The sequence below is a fragment of the Acidovorax sp. HMWF018 genome, assembly GCF_003061035.1.
Taxonomy (GTDB): Bacteria; Pseudomonadota; Gammaproteobacteria; order Burkholderiales; family Burkholderiaceae_C; genus Acidovorax; species Acidovorax delafieldii.
The window spans coordinates 1-16,922 of sequence record NZ_QAIM01000515.1 but is presented as its reverse complement, the minus strand read 5'-3'; the positions used below and the strand labels follow the sequence as shown (position 1 = coordinate 16,922).

The 16,922-nt window shown below is 69.4% G+C and carries 16 protein-coding genes; 7 read left to right on the top strand and 9 right to left on the bottom strand.

Going from position 1 to position 16,922, the window contains the following annotated elements; translation table 11 throughout:
• A partial coding sequence (locus DBR23_RS21985) for a TetR/AcrR family transcriptional regulator (protein ID WP_369882154.1) occupies positions 1 to 723 on the top strand: 723 nt, incomplete at its 5' end.
• Positions 724 to 816: 93 nt separating this feature from the next.
• On the opposite strand, the gene DBR23_RS21980 is transcribed toward DBR23_RS21985, so the two are convergent.
• The 3 genes from DBR23_RS21980 to DBR23_RS21970 are packed head-to-tail and all read right to left on the bottom strand — an operon-like array spanning position 817 to position 3,540.
• Entirely contained in the window at positions 817 to 2,019 is a 1,203-nt protein-coding gene (locus tag DBR23_RS21980; RefSeq protein WP_017404937.1) for an NAD(P)/FAD-dependent oxidoreductase, read from the bottom strand.
• Between the two features lie 19 nt (positions 2,020 to 2,038).
• Positions 2,039 to 2,359 (bottom strand): non-heme iron oxygenase ferredoxin subunit, encoded by a 321-nt coding sequence (locus DBR23_RS21975; RefSeq protein ID WP_017404936.1) that lies wholly within the window; start codon positions 2,357 to 2,359, stop codon positions 2,039 to 2,041.
• A 38-nt stretch (positions 2,360 to 2,397) separates the two neighbouring features.
• Entirely contained in the window at positions 2,398 to 3,540 is a 1,143-nt protein-coding gene (locus DBR23_RS21970; protein WP_017404935.1) for an aromatic ring-hydroxylating dioxygenase subunit alpha, read from the bottom strand.
• A gap of 111 nt (positions 3,541 to 3,651) precedes the next feature.
• On the opposite strand from DBR23_RS21970, the gene DBR23_RS21965 reads away from it, so the two are divergent.
• Positions 3,652 to 4,953, top strand: a complete 1,302-nt coding sequence (locus DBR23_RS21965) for a citrate/2-methylcitrate synthase (RefSeq protein WP_017404934.1) — start codon at positions 3,652 to 3,654, stop codon at positions 4,951 to 4,953.
• A gap of 46 nt (positions 4,954 to 4,999) precedes the next feature.
• Here DBR23_RS21965 and DBR23_RS21960 read toward each other — a convergent pair whose 3' ends face one another.
• The 3 genes from DBR23_RS21960 to DBR23_RS21955 all read right to left on the bottom strand — a co-directional run bounded on the left by DBR23_RS21960 (position 5,000) and on the right by DBR23_RS21955 (position 6,845).
• On the bottom strand, positions 5,000 to 5,284 hold the full coding sequence (locus tag DBR23_RS21960) for a DUF2798 domain-containing protein (RefSeq protein ID WP_017404933.1): 285 nt from the start codon (positions 5,282 to 5,284) through the stop codon (positions 5,000 to 5,002).
• Positions 5,281 to 5,601 carry a hypothetical protein gene (locus DBR23_RS29415; RefSeq protein ID WP_103738494.1) on the bottom strand — a complete coding sequence of 107 codons (321 nt, stop codon included), beginning with the start codon at positions 5,599 to 5,601 and terminating at the stop codon, positions 5,281 to 5,283. The genes DBR23_RS21960 and DBR23_RS29415 overlap by 4 nt, the downstream gene beginning before the upstream one ends.
• Before the next feature lie 353 nt (positions 5,602 to 5,954).
• Positions 5,955 to 6,845 (bottom strand): LysR family transcriptional regulator, encoded by an 891-nt coding sequence (locus DBR23_RS21955; RefSeq protein WP_108499579.1) that lies wholly within the window; start codon positions 6,843 to 6,845, stop codon positions 5,955 to 5,957.
• A 92-nt stretch (positions 6,846 to 6,937) separates the two neighbouring features.
• Between DBR23_RS21955 and DBR23_RS21950 the strand changes: the two genes are divergently transcribed.
• The 5 genes from DBR23_RS21950 (at position 6,938) to fahA (ending at position 13,593) form a co-directional block, all read left to right on the top strand.
• Positions 6,938 to 8,554, top strand: a complete 1,617-nt coding sequence (locus DBR23_RS21950) for an FAD-dependent oxidoreductase (protein WP_017404931.1) — start codon at positions 6,938 to 6,940, stop codon at positions 8,552 to 8,554.
• A 39-nt stretch (positions 8,555 to 8,593) separates the two neighbouring features.
• Positions 8,594 to 9,589, top strand: coding sequence for a tripartite tricarboxylate transporter substrate binding protein (locus DBR23_RS21945; protein WP_017404930.1), 996 nt, complete (start codon positions 8,594 to 8,596; stop codon positions 9,587 to 9,589).
• Between the two features lie 166 nt (positions 9,590 to 9,755).
• Positions 9,756 to 10,892, top strand: a complete 1,137-nt coding sequence (locus DBR23_RS21940) for a porin (protein WP_017404929.1) — start codon at positions 9,756 to 9,758, stop codon at positions 10,890 to 10,892.
• A gap of 95 nt (positions 10,893 to 10,987) precedes the next feature.
• Entirely contained in the window at positions 10,988 to 12,274 is a 1,287-nt protein-coding gene (gene hmgA, locus DBR23_RS21935; RefSeq protein ID WP_026062256.1) for a homogentisate 1,2-dioxygenase, read from the top strand.
• Positions 12,271 to 13,593: a fumarylacetoacetase gene (gene fahA, locus DBR23_RS21930; protein WP_017404927.1), complete on the top strand. Its 1,323-nt coding sequence runs from the start codon at positions 12,271 to 12,273 to the stop codon at positions 13,591 to 13,593. The genes hmgA and fahA overlap by 4 nt, the downstream gene beginning before the upstream one ends.
• Before the next feature lie 55 nt (positions 13,594 to 13,648).
• Here the strand turns inward: fahA and DBR23_RS21925 are convergent, their stop codons facing one another.
• From DBR23_RS21925 to DBR23_RS21915, 3 genes are all read right to left on the bottom strand, one after another.
• Positions 13,649 to 13,945 carry a hypothetical protein gene (locus DBR23_RS21925; RefSeq protein WP_017404926.1) on the bottom strand — a complete coding sequence of 99 codons (297 nt, stop codon included), beginning with the start codon at positions 13,943 to 13,945 and terminating at the stop codon, positions 13,649 to 13,651.
• A gap of 405 nt (positions 13,946 to 14,350) precedes the next feature.
• Positions 14,351 to 15,517: an ABC transporter substrate-binding protein gene (locus DBR23_RS21920; RefSeq protein ID WP_026062255.1), complete on the bottom strand. Its 1,167-nt coding sequence runs from the start codon at positions 15,515 to 15,517 to the stop codon at positions 14,351 to 14,353.
• 331 nt (positions 15,518 to 15,848) lie between these two features.
• Positions 15,849 to 16,760: a LysR substrate-binding domain-containing protein gene (locus DBR23_RS21915; RefSeq protein ID WP_017404924.1), complete on the bottom strand. Its 912-nt coding sequence runs from the start codon at positions 16,758 to 16,760 to the stop codon at positions 15,849 to 15,851.
• Positions 16,761 to 16,922 lie beyond the last annotated feature (162 nt).

Here is a 16,922-nt window from a genome sequence, read left to right as displayed (position 1 = left end):
CGTCCACGCCTTCCCGCCATGCCCCTGTCCCTCGGTCTCGAGCCCCGATTCACCTTCGCACAGTTCAAGCGGATCAACCCCATCCCGCCCGACACGCTGTGGGAGCTGGTGTACGCGCGCAACGCGCACGCCATCACGGTCAAGCGCGTGCCGGTGGCGCTGGCCAATCTGCGGGCCATCTTCGAGGCCTCCTTCCAGCTGGCCAACCAGGTGGGCTTCGGCGCGATGACGCTGCGGGACCTGTCCAAGGCCACCGGCCTGTCCATGGGCGGGCTCTACGGCTACCTGCAGAGCAAGGACGCCCTGGCCGCCATGGTCGAGGACCTGATCCGGCACATCGGCGGCGAGATCCCTCGCTGGTTCGACGAGGCGTCTCTGGCGCCGCTGGTGCGTCTGGACAGCAGCCTGCGGGCGCACGTCTTCATGTCCGAGCTGCTGCAGCCGTGGTTCTATTTCGTGTACATGGAGTCGCGCGTGCTCGAGGCTGATCAGCGCAAGGTGGCCAGGGCCGCCGAGGTGGATTTCCAGGCCGCCATGGCGCGGCAGATCCGGCAGGTGCGCGAGATGGGCGACCGGGAAGCCTTCCTGCTGGCGGCGCACCTGCAGAGCGTCATCCAGGACTGGTACGTCAAGCGCTGGAAGTACCGGGCCGAGAAGATCAGCGTGGATGAGTTCGCGAACAGCCTGAGCGCGATGGTCGCCGCGCAGCTGCGGGTCGAATAGCGTCGGCGCTCCCGCGCCGATCCCTCCTGCGCACGCGCCCAGTGGCCGGGCTGCAGGCGGCAGCGGCACCGGGCCGCCCCGCGAGCAGCCCGCTCAGAGCTTGTCCAGGCGGACCGTGCGGTCGGCGAGGACCTCCGGCGGCGGGCAGGTCCCCTGCTTGAGCCAGCGCTTGGCCACCTTGATGTCGCGCGGCACGTTCACCGACAGCACGCTGCGCAGCCTGCCCTCAGAGATCTGGAACACGGAGAACGCCCCCTCCTCGGCGGAGCCGCGCAGGGTGCCCTCGAGCTCGTTCGACGGCACGCCGAGCACCTGCAGGTTCAGGTCGTACTGATCCGACCAGAACCACGGAATCTCGTCGTACGCCACCTCGCCGCCGGCAATGGCCTTGCCCACGGCGATGGCCTGATTCTGGGCATTGGCCCACGACTCGCATCGCAGACGGCCGCCCGCCCAGGTGTTCGGCTGGTTGGCCACGTCGCCCGCGGCATAGATGTCTGGGTCGGAGGTGCGGCCGGCCTGGTCCACGACGATGCCGTCCCGGACCTCGAGCCCGCAGGCCTCGGCCAGCCCGGTGTCGAGCGCAAGCCCGATCCCGACCACCACCGCGTCGAACTCCTGCGGCCCGCCAGGCAGTTCCACGGCCAGCGCGCGCTGGCGGCCCGCTTCGATCGACGCGACCGTCGTCGCCAGCCGGACGTCGACGCCTTCCCGGCGGTGCCTGTCGAGCAGGAACGCCGAGAACCGGGGCGGCAGCGACCGCGCGCACAGGCGCGGCCCCGCCTCCAGCACCATGACCTCGACCTGTTTCTTCCTCGCCGTCGCGGCGATCTCCAGCCCGATCCACCCGCCGCCCACGATCAGCAGCCGGTTGCCCGGCACCAGCTTCCTGGCGATGGCCTGGCAATCCTCGATCGTGCGCAGCGCATGGACGCCGGGCAGGTCGGCGCCGGGACACGACAGCGCCCGAGGTCGCCCTCCGGTGGCCAGCACGAGCTTGTCGTAGCGGACCGCAGAGCCATCCGCGCAGCTGACCTGGTGGCCGGTGCGATCGATGCCGACGGCCTCGACGCCGGGCCGGAAGTCCACGCGCAGCGCGTCGCACTGCTGCGGGCCGAGCAGCACCGGCGGGTGCTCTTCCGCCCCGCTGAGCACCGCCTTCGACAAGGGGGGCCGCTCGTAGGGCGCGTGCGGCTCGCGCCCCAGGAGCGTGATGCCCCCTTCATGTCCCGCTTCGCGCAGCGACCGGGCGACCCAGGCGCCGGCCTGGCCGGCTCCAATGATGACGACATCCATGGGTGCTCCCTGCCGTCGTTCAGTGCGCGGGCCGCAGGAAGATGACTCCCTGCTCGACCTTGACCGGATGGCAGCGCAGCGGATCCGTGCACGGCGCGCCCACCGCCCGGCCGCTTCGGATGTCGAAGGTGCCCTCGTGCAGGGGGCACTCGATGAGGCAGGAATCGACCACCATGCCCAGCGAAAGGTCCGCGTCGCCGTGGGTGCAGGTGCCGTCCGTGGCGAAGATCTCGCCGCCGAGGTTGTAGAGGCACACCCGCCTGCCGTCGATCTCGACCGGGTGCGTGTCGTCTTCGTCGATGTCGGCCACGTTGCCGACCCTGATCCATTCACCGTCCATGGTGTCTCCCGGATTGTTGTCTTGCCGCACCCGCTGCCCTACGCCTGCGACGTCATCACGTCGATGTAGTGGTTCTCCATGTGATACAGCGCCTCCTCGAGCGGCGACATCGGGCCGGGCTGGAAGAACTTCGACCCCGCGGTGTTCTGCATGCCCTCCACCATCACGGCGTCCTCGGCGATGATCTGGCGCACGAAACCCACGTACTTCTCCATCTCCTCGTCATAGTTCGGGATCGAGAAGGCGCCTTCAGGGAACAGCAGATAGCAGATGACCTTGGTCTCCGTGGGAGAGATGGGCCAGATGTGCCACATGCGCACGCTGTCGGCACGCATCGACAGGTTCAGGTTCGGATAGATGCCCGCCTTGCAGGCGATCCCGCTGGGCTTGTCCTGCGCCCAGGGCAGCGTCGGGAAGACCTGCTCGCCGGACTTCGAGTGCGGCCTGGCTTCGTACTGGGTGTGCCAGCCGCCGTTCTCGACCAGGTTGAAGCGGACCTGCTCGCCCTTCACGAAGCCGCCGAAGGTCCCCTTGTGGATGACGCCGACGTGGTAGATGTCGATCAGGTTCTCGACCAGGAACTTCCAGTTGCACTTGACGTCGATCTCGACCTTCTGGGCGAGCTTGCAATGGTCGGTCTGGAACCACCACAGCGGCTGCTCGAAGGGAGCGATGTAGTCGTCGAAAGACATCGGCTCGTCGCTGAAGTTCACGAAGATCCAGCCGCGCCAGACCTTGACGTGAAGCTGGCGCAGGCTGCAGTTCTTCAGCTCGACCTCCGAGGCCTTCATGCCCGGCGCGACGACGAGCTTGCCGCTCACGTCGTAGAGCCAAGCGTGGTACGGGCAGCTGAATTCCTTGGCGTTGCCGCGGCCGACGGCGATCTCCACGCCGCGGTGCAGGCACTGGTTCATGTAGGCGACGACCTGGTCGGGCGCGGGACGGGACACCACGATCGACTCCTTCATCACCTGGAAGGTGTAGTAGTCGCCGACATCGGGAATCTCCTCGACGCGTCCCACGGAGAGCCAGTACTTCATGAAGATCTGCTCCTTCTCCATGGCGTAGATCTCGGGCGAGCTGTACACCTCGCCCGGCAGGTGCCGGGCGCTGAGCAGTTTCTTGCGGGTCTCCTTGAACTTGGGGCGCAGGTCCAGGAGTTGGTGTTCGGCTACTTGCATCGTGGTCGTCCTTTCAAAAGATTCGTTGAGTAAACGTAACGAATACTAGGCAATACATTGATCTATGTATAGATCGATGTGAGAATCGATATAAATAGCCGTAGGAACCCTATGCCAGCCAAGAACAGCTCCGAGAACGCACGCCAGCGCCGCCAGATCAATGACGTCGAATACGTCGGGAGCGCGGAAGCGATGTCGATCCTCGGCGTGCGCCGCGAGACGCTGTACACCTACGTGAGCCGCGGCCTCATCAAGACCAAGCAGCGCCCGGGCGTGAAGGCCAAGCTTTACCGCAAGGCCGACGTCGAGAAGCTCAGGAGCCGGGCCGTCGCCCGCTCGGGCGGGCCGCAGGTCTCCCAGTCGCTGCGCTACGGCGAGCCGATCGCGCAGACGTGGATCAGCGAGCTCACCGCCCAGGGCCCACGCTACCGGGGGGTGCTCGCGCGCGACCTGGTGCGTGACGGACGGTCGTTCGAGTTCGCGAGCGAGCTCATCTGGACGGGGCTGCCGCGCACCCGCGATGTCCCGTGGCCGGCCCCGCAGGACACCCGGCAGCCTGAGTCGCTGGTCCGCATGGCGCTGCAATCGGCCGAGCACGTCACGCCGCTCAAGCTCCTGGCGATGCTGACGACCTCGCTGTCCGCGTTCGAGCGGGCCGAGGACGACGTGGAGGCGGCCGGTTTCGCGGCCTGCCGCCGCCTGCTGCAGTGGCTGGCGGGCACGGCTGGCGTCTTCGGCCCCGAGCCGCGCTTCTCCCCGCCCCGCGACGGCGAGTTCGTGGCGCAGTGCGTCGCCCGCGGGCTGGGCCTGGGCGATCGGCCCGATGCCGTGCGGGCCATCGACGCCGCGCTCGTGATGTCCGCCGAACACGAGCTGTCGGCACCGACCTTCGCGGCGCGGATCTGCGCCTCGACGGGCGCGGACCTGCACGCCTGCGTCGCCACGGCGATGCTGACCCAGTCCGGGCCGATGCAGGTCGGGGGCGCCGTGGAGGTCGAGGCGCTCATCGACGCCCTGCCCTGCGGCCTGGCGCCCGAAGACGCCCTGCCGCTGGCGGCGGCCTCGGGTTTCAAGGGCAATGAGCTGCCGTGCTTCGGCCATCCCCTCTACGATGGGGAGGACCCGCGCTCGGCCGTGCTGCTCGAGCTCGTAGACGACCTCAGCGCGCACGGACCGGATCTGCCGAAGGTGCAGGCGCTGGTGACCGGCGCGCGGCAGGCGGGACAGCACCCGAACGTCTTCGCCGCCCTCGTGATCCTGTGCAAGGCGATGGGTCTGCCCAATGGCAGCGGCGCGATGCTGCATACCCTGGCGCGCACCAGCGGGTGGATCGCCCACGCGATGGAGCAGCGCCTGACGGGCGCCATGCTGCGGCCGCGCGCGAAGTACATGGGCCAGCACCTTCCGCGGTAAGGCAGCCCTCGGCCGCGGCGGGCGTGGGCGAGGAGGTTCCCTCCGGTCAGTCCCGCATCACGAGCGCTGCGGTGGCCCTGCGCACCAGAGGCAGCGCGAAGAGCAGCGTCGGGAAGGCGATGATCCATGACAGTGCCCACGCGCTGAGCCAGATGTAGAGAAAGCCGGGCGCCAGGCCGATGCTGCGCAGGGTCGACACGGCCGACACCACGAAGGTCATCAGGATCGAGAGCAGCAGCGGCATCACCAGCGTCGCGTAGGCGGCTGGCAGCTTGGCGAAGCCGAACACCGTGCGGGCCTGCGCCGCCGAAGGAGGACACTCGTTTTTCATGGGTAGGCCCGTGGTGTGTGGCCTGCACTGCCCTCGGGACTGCGGATGGCGCAGTCCGGACTGCCGTAGCGCCGGACGTTCCAGCACACGGCCATGGAACGCCCGCCCGTCATCCTGGCGTGGTTGCGGCGCAGCGGCGAAGCGCCGCATGCCGCGCGCCGGTCGCGGCTGCCGATGGCGGAGGTGTCCGCGCGGGAGGGAAGCCGCCGCGCGCTCAGGAAATGCACCGCTCCTGCTGCTTGCCGGTCCTGCGCGAAGGACTTGTCTGTACTGCGCCGCATCTGACCCTGGGCATCGGGTTGGTCCTTCGTCTGCATGGATCCTCCTTCATCGGGTTGTTTCGTTGCGCTGCCCAGCAATGGCAGCGCTATTGTTAGTTGCCAAACCAAAGTTACCCGGCGAGGGTGGAGGTGTCAACACGCAAAGCGAGCTGTCGCGGAGGCCGAAGAAAGAATACGCGGGTCCTCTGATGAAGGTCAAAGCGCGGTGCCGGAGGGACGCCTGCCCAGCGATCGCGGTTCGCGATGGGTGGGCATCCGCAATACGACGGCTCGCCGTCGAGCCAGCCTCAAGCCACGGGGAGAGCCCCGGTTCGCCGCCGGCATCGTTCGAGCGGGGTCGGCCGCATCCGGGCACTGGCTCCGCCGCACCCGAAGCCTGCCCGTCGGGCCTAGTCGAACGCGAGCTTGGCGAGCGTGCCACGCAGCCATTGGTTGGCCGGATCCTTGTGCGCCCTCCGGTGCCAGAACTGGCGCACGTCCGCCGCGGGAATGCTCAGCGGCACCGGCAGGATCTGCACGCCACGGGCGTTACGCGCCGCGTTGCGGGGCACGGTGACGACCAGGTTGGAGCGCTCGACGACATCCGCCGCGACGTGGTAGTGGGTCACGCGCAGGATGACGTCGCGCTTGGCGCGCATCTTCGAGAGCGCGCGCTCCACCAGGTCGTCCGCATTGCCCGTGGCCACGGCGACGTGCTGGGCCGTCAGGAACGCCTGCAGCGGGAAGCCGGGGCCGATGAACGGATGCCGCTTGCGCGCCAGGCAGCAGTAGGGATCGCCGAACAGGCGCTGCTGGTAGAAGCCCGACTTCAGAAAGGCGAGGTTGCCGATCGCGAGATCCGCCTCGCCGCTCTGCAGCAGTTGCTGGTACTGGTCGTTGGGCCGCCGCAGCGCCTCGATGCGCACGTGCGGCGCCTCCCGCAGCACCGCCGAGATCAGCCGCGGCAGAACGATGCCCTCCCCCGCGTCGGACAGGAGGATCTTGCACGTGCGCTCCGACGCCTTCGGCTCGAAGCCGTTCGGTCTTTCCAACGACTGCTGAAGGATCGCCAACGCCTGGCGGACCGGGCCGATGAGTTCGTCGGCCAGGGCCGTCGGCTCCATCCCGCCGGTGGTCCGCACGAACAGCGCATCGGAGCAGGCCTTGCGCAGCCGCAGCAGCGCGTTGCTCATTGCGGGCTGCGACAGGCCCGCGACGCTCGCCGCCCGCGACACATTGCGCTCGGCATAGATGGCGTCGAAGACCCGCAGCAGGTTCAGGTCGAACGTTTTGATATTCATATCCTGAATTCTATTTCTCTCCAATATCGATTAGACAATGATGAGCGTGCCGGTGATCATTTCCCCAACCAAACGAGAAAGGATGAGACCCCATGGGGACAGAGATCAAGACGCCCGTGCTGATCGTGGGCGGAGGGCCCATCGGCCTGTCGATGGCCATCGAGCTGGGATGGAGGGGGATCGAGTCGATCCTCGTGGATGAGGGCGACGGCACGATCGAGCACCCGCGCACCGGCCTGATCGCGGTGCGCACGATGGAGCTGTTCCGACGCTGGGGGCTGGCGCAGCGCGTGCGCGACTGCGGATTCCCGGACGACTACGACCTCTCGATGGTCTTCTGCACGTCGCTCAACGGGCTGCTGCTCGATCGGGAGAGCTACCCGAGCATGCGCGACGCGCCCACGCCGCCCGAGACGCCCGAGAAGAAGCAGCGCTGCCCGCAGCTGTGGCTGCAGCCCATCCTGACCGACGCCGCCCGCGCCGAACCCAGGGCCAGGCTGCTGTTCAAGCACCGCTTCGTCTCGCTTCAGCAGGACGGCGAGGGCGTCACGGCGACCGTCACCGACCTGAACACGGGCGAGCCTGTCACCATCCGCGCGGACTACCTGCTCGGCTGCGATGGCGCTACCAGCCAGGTCCGCGAGCAGGTCGGCATCAGGATGGAGGGCCGGCTGCTCAGCTACTCGGTGAACGTCCTGATCCACGCGCCGGGACTGGTGCACGAGCACAAGATGGGGCCGGCCGAGCGCTACCTCTTCGTCGGCCCGGAGGGAACGTGGGGCAATCTGACCGTCGTCGACGGGAACGAGATCTGGCGCCTGACGGTGCTCGGATCGGAAGAGAAGATGGACCTCGCGAACTTCGACCCCGCCGCCTGGGTCCGGCGCGCGCTCGGTCGCGACGACGTGGAGTTCGTGGTCGATTCGGCCATCCCCTGGCGGCGCAGCGAGATGCTCGCCGATCGCTACTTCGAGGGCCGCGTCGCGCTCGTGGGCGATTCCGCCCACACCATGTCTCCGACCGGTGGCATGGGCATGAACACCGGGGCGCAGGAGGTGCTGGACATCGGCTGGAAGCTCGAGGGCCTCCTCAACGGCTGGGGCGGCCCGGCCCTGCTGCGCAGCTACGAGACCGAGCGCCGGCCCGTCGCGCAGCGCAACATCGGCTTCTCCACGCAGAACTTCAGGGCCTGGCAGGACACGCCCAGCCCGGCGGCGGTGTGCGACCTGAGCGCCGAAGGCGAGCAGGTGCGCCGGGACCTCGGCCGGCGCCTGCGCGAGTCGACGCGCGTGGAGTGGGAGTCGCTGGGCCTGCAGATCGGCCACCGCTACGAGGGCTCGCCGATCTGCGTTTCCGACGGCACGCCCCCGACCCCGGACGAGTACTCGACGTACATCCCCACGACGCGGCCCGGCGCGCGCGCGCCCCACGTCTGGCTCAGCGACGGCCGCTCGACGCTCGACCTGTTCGGCCGCACCTTCGTGCTCCTGTGCTTCGACGGCGGCCTGCGGGGCGAGGCGGACACGCTCGCGCAGGCCTTTGCCGCCAGGGGAGTTCCGTTCCGCCTCGAATCCATCGAGCAGGCCGACGTGGCGAGAGCCTACGAACGCCCGCTGGTCCTGGTGCGTCCCGACGGGCATGTCGCATGGCGCGGCTCGCACGTGGAGCACGCCGGCCAGGTGGTCGACACGGTCCGCGGCGCCGCTTAGCCGCAAGCCCCTTCCACGAAACAAAAAGGAGACAACCCCATGAAGACTGAACTGCCCGGCCGCGCGATCAAGGCGATGGCCGCCGCCCTTCTCGGCTCGTGCATCGCACTGTGCGCACATGCCAACGGCTATCCCAGCAGGCCGGTCACGCTGGTCGTGCCCTTCACGCCCGGCGGCAGCAACGACGCCCTGGCGCGCACGGTGGGCCAGAAGCTCGGCGAGTACTGGAAGCAGCCCGTCATCGTCGACAACCGCCCGGGCGCGGGCGGCAACGTTGGCACCAAGCAGGCGGCCAAGGCGGCTCCCGACGGCCACACCCTGCTCGTCGTGGCCAACAATTTCGTCACCAACCCCTTCCTCTATCCGGACGGCCGCGCGGGCTACGATCCCGTGAAGGAATTCGTTCCCGTCACGCAGCTGGGCCGCGTGCCCTTCGTCCTGGTCGTCCACCCCGGCCTCGCCGCCAAGTCGACCCAGGAGCTGATCGCCCTGGCCAAGGCCCAGCCCGGCAAGCTGTCCTATGGGTCCGCCGGCGTCGGCACGCCGCACCACCTGACCGGAGAGCTCTTCAAGAGCCTGGCCGGCATCGACATGGTGCACGTGCCCTACCGCGGCGCGCAGCCCGTGGTCACGGACCTGATCGGCGGACAGATCCAGGTGCTCTTCGGCGTCGCGAACTCGGTGCTCCCGCACATCAAGACCGGCGCCCTGCGCCCGCTCGCGGTGGCCGGCGAGCAGCCCCTGCCCTACCTGCCAAACGTCCCGACCGTCGCCAGCGCGGGCGGCCCCTTCAAGGCCTTCCGCAGCGAGGTCTGGATCGGCCTGGTCGCGCCGGCGGGCACGCCGCCCGACGTGGTGGCCAAGATCGAGGAGGCGGCGGGCCGGGCACTGCGGGATCCGGCGGTCAAGGCGGCGCTGGAAGCCCAGGGCCTGGAGCCCGCCCCATCGACGCCGGCCGCGCTCCAGGCACTCATGCAGGAAGACATGGCGCGCTGGTCCAAGGTCATCAAGGACACCGGCGCACGCGCCGAGTGAGGCGCAGCGGCGAGGCCGGCGGCTGATCGCCGCCGCCGGCGCCGCCGCGCCGCCCTCTAACACCCGATTGCAGCTGGCTGACGGCGCGGAGCACCCGCCCGCCGGGCAGCGCATCGCCCGCAGCGTGGCCCGTCAGGCCCCATCCCATCACAACGAGGAGACAACCATGAAGCATTCCCTTTCCGCGGCGGCCGCAGGCCTGCTCGCGCTCGGGCTCGCACCCGCGCATGCGCAAGGAGGCGCGCCGGCGTCCGGCGTCACGATCTACGGCGTGGCCGACGCCGGGGTCGAATGGTCTAACAACGGCGCCGGCTCGTCCCGCCGGCTGGTGTCGGGCGGCGCGCTGGGCAGCCGGCTCGGCTTCCGCGGCGTCGAGGACCTCGGCGGCGGCCTGTCCGCGGTTTTTCGCCTGGAGCAAGGCATCAATCTGGACGATGGCACCCTGGGCCAGGGCGGCCGCGCATTCGGCCGGGAAGCCTCCGTCGGCCTGGCAAGCACCGCCTGGGGCACCGTGACGGCCGGGCGCCTGCCGACGCCCTACTACGTGGCCCAGTCCGGCGTCGACGCCTTCTCGTGGATGGGCAGCGGCGGGCATCTGGCCATCACGCGCAGCACCGACGCGACCCGCCAGCTGCTGCCCCTGGCCGTCAGCGCCCGCTTCGACAACGCGGTGGGCTACGTGACGCCCAGGCTGGGACCGCTGACGTTTCGCGCCATGGCCGCGGCCGGGGAGAATCAGCCCACCATTGGACGCGCCTACAGCGCCTCGGCGACCTACCGCAACGGTCCGGTCGACGCGGTGCTGGCCTGGGCACGACAGCAGGGCGCGGACAACGCGAACGGCCGGATCGACGCCGTCGTCGCCGGGGGCAGCTACGACTTCGGCGCCGCCAAGATCTTCGCGGGCTACACCGCGGAAAAGAACAGCTGCGGCACCTGCACCGGCGCGCTCGCCCGCGCCCAGGGCGTCACGGGCGCCGCGGCCAGCGAGTTCCGCCTGATCAACCTCGGGGCCCGCGTGCCCTTCGGTGCCTTCACCGCCATCGTGCAGGCCGTGCGGATTTCCGACCGCTCGGCCTACGCGGCGGCCACCGGCCAACGGGACGCCACATGGCTGGCCATCGGCGGCGAATACACGCTCTCCAAGCGCACGATGGCCTATGCCTCGCTGGGCGCGGTCGGCAACCAGAACGGCTCGCGCTACGCGCTGGGTTCCGGATCGGCCCAGCAGCCCGCAGGGCTCGGGGGAGCGGGCGACCACCGTTCCACCACGCTCACACTGGGCATGCGCCACGCGTTCTGAACAGACACGGCAGACGCCCAGGTCGTGCGCTCAGGCGCCTGCGTGGCGCAGGAGCGCCGCCGCATGTTGAATCAAACCAAGGACAGGCCATCGCCATGACTGAACCACAACCCGCCTACCAGACCGGCATGTGCAACGAGTTCGCCACCGAAGCCCTCCCCGGGGCGCTCCCCCATGGGCGCAACTCCCCGCAGCGCGCGCCGTACGGCCTGTACGCCGAGCAGCTCTCCGGCACGGCGTTCACCGCGCCGCGCCACGCCAACCGCCGCGCCTGGCTCTACCGCATCCGGCCTTCGACGCTGCACCATCCTTTCGCCCTCGTGGATGCGGGACGGTGGACGAGCCGGGCCGGCGACGGCCCCGTGACGCCCAACCAGCTGCGCTGGGACCCGCTTCCTATGCCCGAGCGGCCGACGGACTTCATCGAGGGCATGACGACGATGGCGTGCAACGCGTCCTGCGCGGTCCACCTCTATGCCGCCAACCGGTCGATGGAGACGCGGTTCCTGTACGACGCCGACGCGGAGCTGCTCCTCGTGCCCCAGGCTGGTCGCCTCGAGCTGGCAACGGAAATGGGCCGTCTGCAGCTCGAGCCCCAGGAGATCGCCGTGATCCCCCGGGGCGTGCGCTTCCAGGTGCGGCTGCTGGACGCCCAGGCGCGGGGCTACGTGTGCGAGAACTTCGGCGCCGCCCTCAAGCTGCCGGACCTCGGTGTCATCGGCTCCAACGGGCTGGCGAATCCCCGGGACTTCTGCACGCCGGTCGCGGCCTACGAAGACCGCGAAGGCGACTTCGAGCTGGTCGCGCGCTTCCAGGGAAACCTGTGGAGCGCGCGCATCGGCCACAGCCCGCTCGACGTGGTCGCCTGGCATGGCAACCACGCGCCCTACAAGTACGACCTGCGGCGGTTCAACACCATCGGCTCGATCAGCTACGACCATCCCGATCCGTCCATCTTCCTGGTGCTGCAGTCCGTCAGCGACACCCCGGGCGTCGACACCATCGACTTCGTGGTGTTCCCGCCGCGCATCCTCGTGGCCCAGAACACGTTCCGGCCGCCCTGGTACCACCGTAACGTCGCGAGCGAGTTCATGGGGCTGATCCACGGGGCCTACGACGCCAAGGCCGAGGGCTTCGTGCCCGGCGGCGCGTCCCTGCACAACTGCATGAGCGCGCACGGACCGGATGCCGACACCTTCGCCAAGGCCAGTGCCGCTGACACCTCCCGGCCGGACTACCTCACCGAGACGATGGCCTTCATGTTCGAGTCGTGCGACGTCTTCAGGCCGACGACGTTCGCCCTGGAGACCGCCCAGCTGCAGGAGGACTATTTCCGCTGCTGGCAGAACCTCGGGAAGCACTTCGATCCGGCGCGGCCATGACGCGGGTGAACGAAACCCACGCGCCGGACCTGCGCAGCTGGGTCGGGTCCGCGAACGAGGACACGACGGATTTCCCGATCCAGAATTTGCCCTTCGGCGTCTTCCGCCGGCGCGGCTCCTCCGGGCCGTTTGGGGGCGGCGTGGCCATCGGGGACCAGATCCTCGACCTGGCCGCCGCGGCCGCCAGCGGCGCACTCGCCGGCGATGCGCGGGATGCCGCGGTGGCCGCCTCGCGCAAGCGCCTCAACGACTTCATGGCCATGGGGCCCGCCGCGTGGTCGGCGCTGCGCCTGGCGCTCTCGCGCGCGCTGCGCACGGGAGCCACGGAGCGCGGCAGGTTGGAGGGATGCCTTCTTGCCCAGCGCTCGGCCGAATACGCCCTGCCCGCGGCCATCGGCGACTACACCGACTTCTACATCGGCATCCACCATGCCACCGCCGTCGGCCGGTTGTTCCGGCCGGACGCACCGCTGCTTCCGAACTACAAATGGGTTCCCATCGGGTACCACGGCCGCAGTTCCTCCGTGGTCGTCAGCGGCGAACCGATCTACCGCCCGCTCGGCCAGAGCAGGGCCGAGGCCGGCGACCCGGAATTCGGTCCGAGCAGGCGCCTGGACTACGAACTGGAGCTCGGTTTCCTGGTGGGCCCGGGCAACCGGCGCGGCGAGCCCATTGCCATCGGCAGCGCCGAGAGCCACCTGTTCGGGGTCGCGCTGTTCAACGATTGGTCGGCGCGCGACATCCAGCCCTGGGAGTACCAGCCGCTGGGGCCCTTCCTGTCCAAGAACTTCGGCAGCACGCTCGCCCCGTGGGTCGTGACATTTGAGGCGCTGGCGCCGTTCCGGGCCGCTTGTCCGCGTGCGCCCGGCGACCCCGAGCCATTGCCCTATCTGAATTCCGAACGGAACCGGGCCAGCGGCTCGGTCGATGTGCAGCTCGAGGTGCTGCTCCAGACCGAGGCGATGGCCCGGTCGGGCCTGCTGCCAGCGCGCCTGTCGCGCTCGAGCTTCGTGGAGGCCGCCTACTGGACCCCCGCCCAGCTCGTGGCCCACCACACGGTCGGCGGCTGCAACCTCGCGCCTGGCGACCTGCTCGGATCGGGCACGCTGTCCGGGCCACATCCAGAACAGGCCGGCTCGCTCCTCGAGCGGACTGCCGGTGGACGGCAGGCCATCGCCCTGCCCTCGGGCGAGCACAGAACCTTCCTGGAGGACGGCGACACCGTCATCCTGCGCGCCTGGTGCGAACGCAGCGGAGCGCGACGCATCGGCTTCGGCGCATGCGCCAGCACCATCCACGCGCCGAAGCGCGCACCCTAGCCTCGCCGCGCGCTGCCCTGCACTGCCAAGCTGGCACCCGGGCGCGTCCTGCAATTCAGCGGCGAGGCAGGTTGGGACACTCGCTGACCGGCGTCGTGTGCCCGGCCGCCAGGCGCTGCGCGCATGCCGGCGCGTGGTCGCAGAACGTGCACCGGACTTCCGCCGCCCGGGTCGCCGGCAGGTCGTCCTGGGTCCTTGCCGCCTGCACCTGACGCCGGGCGGTGAACTTCCGCAGTTCCAGCGCGCCGGGATGCCGGAGCCTCCACCACTCGGGTTGCAGGTTCAGCCACAGCAGCGTGGCCGCACCGCCAAGAAGCGTCAAAATCACGAGAATCCCCAGAAGCTTGTCCATGATCGTTCCTTTCTGCCATCGTCGGCGGATGCAGGCTGGGCGGCCCTGCAGGTTCTGCCGTCTCCGCAGGCGCAGGCGATTTTTTGTTAGTCGCCTAACTATTAATCTAGGCCTGCCGCGGCCGGCCGTCAACCGCCGCGGGCGGCGTCCTGGACGAATGTTGATCTCGCGCAAACCCGGACGCACCCGCGCCGCCCTCCGACGCGGGGGATCCGCGGGTACGGCCGGAAGCGATCCACCGCTGCGGCCCTCCTCTCCCGCCGGCGGATGTCGTGCGCCGCAGACCCATCCGCGCCCCGAGGCACATGCAGGTACGGCCGGGGCACATGGCCGGTCGCTCCACGCGCGGCGGCGCGGCCGCCAATGCGCAGCGGCGCTGGGATCCGAGCCGTCCCGGCCGCGTACTCAGCGCAGCATGCGTCCGTTGTGCGTCATCACCAGGATGTCGGCCACGTCGATGCCGCTGGCGATCTTTCCCTCGGTCGGCGCGGAGAAGGAGACGCCGCCGAGGGACACCCCCTGCATCGCGCGCAGGGTGGCCTGGAGCGCGGGGCGCGTCAGCCCGGGTGCGCGCCGCAGGCCTTCCAGCAGCACCTGCGCGTTGATGTAGCCTTCGAACGAACTGAGGGACAGCCGGTCGTAGTTCCGGGCCTTCATCGCTGCCTGGTATTCGCGCGCCAGGGGAAGCAGCGTCGCATAGGGGTTCGGCACGACGCTGGAGAAGGCCGTGCCAACCGCATCGGCGCCCACTTGCTCCCACACCGAGCGCTCATCGACCGTGGAAAGGCAGACCATCTGCGCCCACAGTTTCGTCGCCACCTTGGCGCGGATGGCGGCGATCCCGGTCGCGGTCACGCCACCGACCACTACTACGTCGGCGCCGCTGCGCTCGATGCTCCGCGCCTGCTCGGTGTAGTCGGTGGCGTCCCGCGCATAGGGCACGGCGGCGACGAGCGGCAGTCCCTGCGCCTTCAGCACCGACTCGAACTGCGCGCGGAACGCCGTGCCCGAGTTGTCGGTCGCGTGCAGCACGGCGAAGCGGCTCCGGCCAATGGTGGGAAACAACGCGGCGATCGCGCGGGTCTCCGCGTCGAACGTCGCTCGCACATGGGTGACGATCTCGGTCCCCGGGCGGCGGAATGCATCGTTTCCGTGCAGCACGCCGACGATCGGCACGCCCGCGCGGGTCGCCGCCGGAATGGCGGCGCCGATGATCGGGCCGCCGAACAAAGAGGTCACCGCGACGACGGATTCCCTTGCCGCCAGCGACCCGATGGCCTCGACGGTCTTCTCGGCCTGGTACCCGTTGTCGATGGCCAGGAGCTTGACGGGCTGCCCCCGGATCCCTCCAGCGCGGTTCGCCTGTTCGAGCGCTCCGTCCACGCCCTGCCTGATCATCTCGGCCTGGCGCGCCTGTCCTCCCTGCAAAGGAAGCAGCATCGCGATCTGGATCTCGCGCGCCGCCGCCCGCGCTCGGAACGGCAATCCGACGGCCGCCGCTGCGAGCACCCCTCCGATGCACGAAAAGGTGCGGCGCCGCGCTCGGTCGGTACCCGTAGGTTCAGTGTTCATTGTCTGCCTCTCTCCATCATTGGTGCGCGCGATCGGTGCCGCAGCCCCACGCCGGCCGGTCGCGCTGACTTTTTGCGAGGCGACTCTAAACACTTTGTCGCGCGCTTGATAGATTGAGTCTCAGTCAATGTGAGTCCGCCGCGCGGGTGCGACTTCCGCACGGACAGAGGCCTGCATCGCCGGGCGGGGTACTGCCCGCATGCGTCCTGCATCTCGCCGAGGGCGGCTGCGCCGCACCGGGCCATATGCGCCGAAAGGCCGTGGCCTGCAAGGCTGTCACCACGGACGGCCCGGCGGGCATCGGACACGCCGAGCCGGGCCGACCGGGCCTTCACGCCGGCCGGAGGACTTCGGAGACCGTCAGCCGCACCAGGTCCAGCGTGGTCTTCTGGACCTGCGTGGCGGGGCGTTGCAGGCTGGTCGCCAGGGACAGCGCTATGCGCAGCGGCGGCGCACCGATGACCTGGGCGCTGTAGGCAGAAGGAACAGGCGAATTGAGCAGCGCGTTGCGCGGCAGCACCGCGTACCCGGCCCCGTCGGCCACCATGTCCAGGATGGCGGCGACCCCGTCGATCTCCAGCGCGATCTCGGGCCGGCAGCCGATGAGCGCCATCTCGGCTTCCACGTGCATGCGGATCGCGTTGGGGCGCGAGGGAATGACCAGCGGCAGCCGCGCGAGCTCGGCGAGCGCGATGGGGCCGGGCGGCGGGTCCTCGGCCAGCCCGCGCGGGCGGGCGCGCACGAGCAGCAGATCCTCGTCCATGAGGTGCGACACATCCACATCGCGCACCGGCTGGCCGTTGTAGAGCACGACGATGTCCAGGCGACCGCTGACCAGTCCTCTCAGGAGTTCGCTCGAAAGCCCTTCGCTGATCGAGAGCCGAGCCTCCGGCAATTCCTTGCGGAAGGCGCGCATGAGCGGCACCGCCATCGCGCGCGCCACGCTGCTGGGCAGCCCGATGGCGACGGCGCCCGAGACGCCGCCGCGCAGGCGCTCCATGTCCTCCCGCGCCCGGGCCATCTGGTGCAGGATGCCCCGCCCATGGTCGACCAGCAACCGGCCCGCCTCCGTGGGCGTGACGCCGCGGCCATTGCGCACCAGCAGGTTCTGGCGCAGCTCCACCTCCAGCAGGCGCACCTGCCGGCTCAGGGCCGACTGGGCCATGCCGAGGGCCGCCGCGGCATGGGTGAAGCTGCCCATTTCGGCGACCCGCACAAAGTACTCGAGCTGCTTCAGATCCATCGACAAATGAGATATCTGGTAGACCAATCCGCCACTTCTTGTATAGCTGGAATTGCAGCAGAATACCCCAAAATACTTAGCCACCAAACAATCCTATGAATGCTCCGCTTCGTGGAATCTCCTCCATGGCCACCCGCCAGGTGTTGGCCGAGCTGCTGGCCG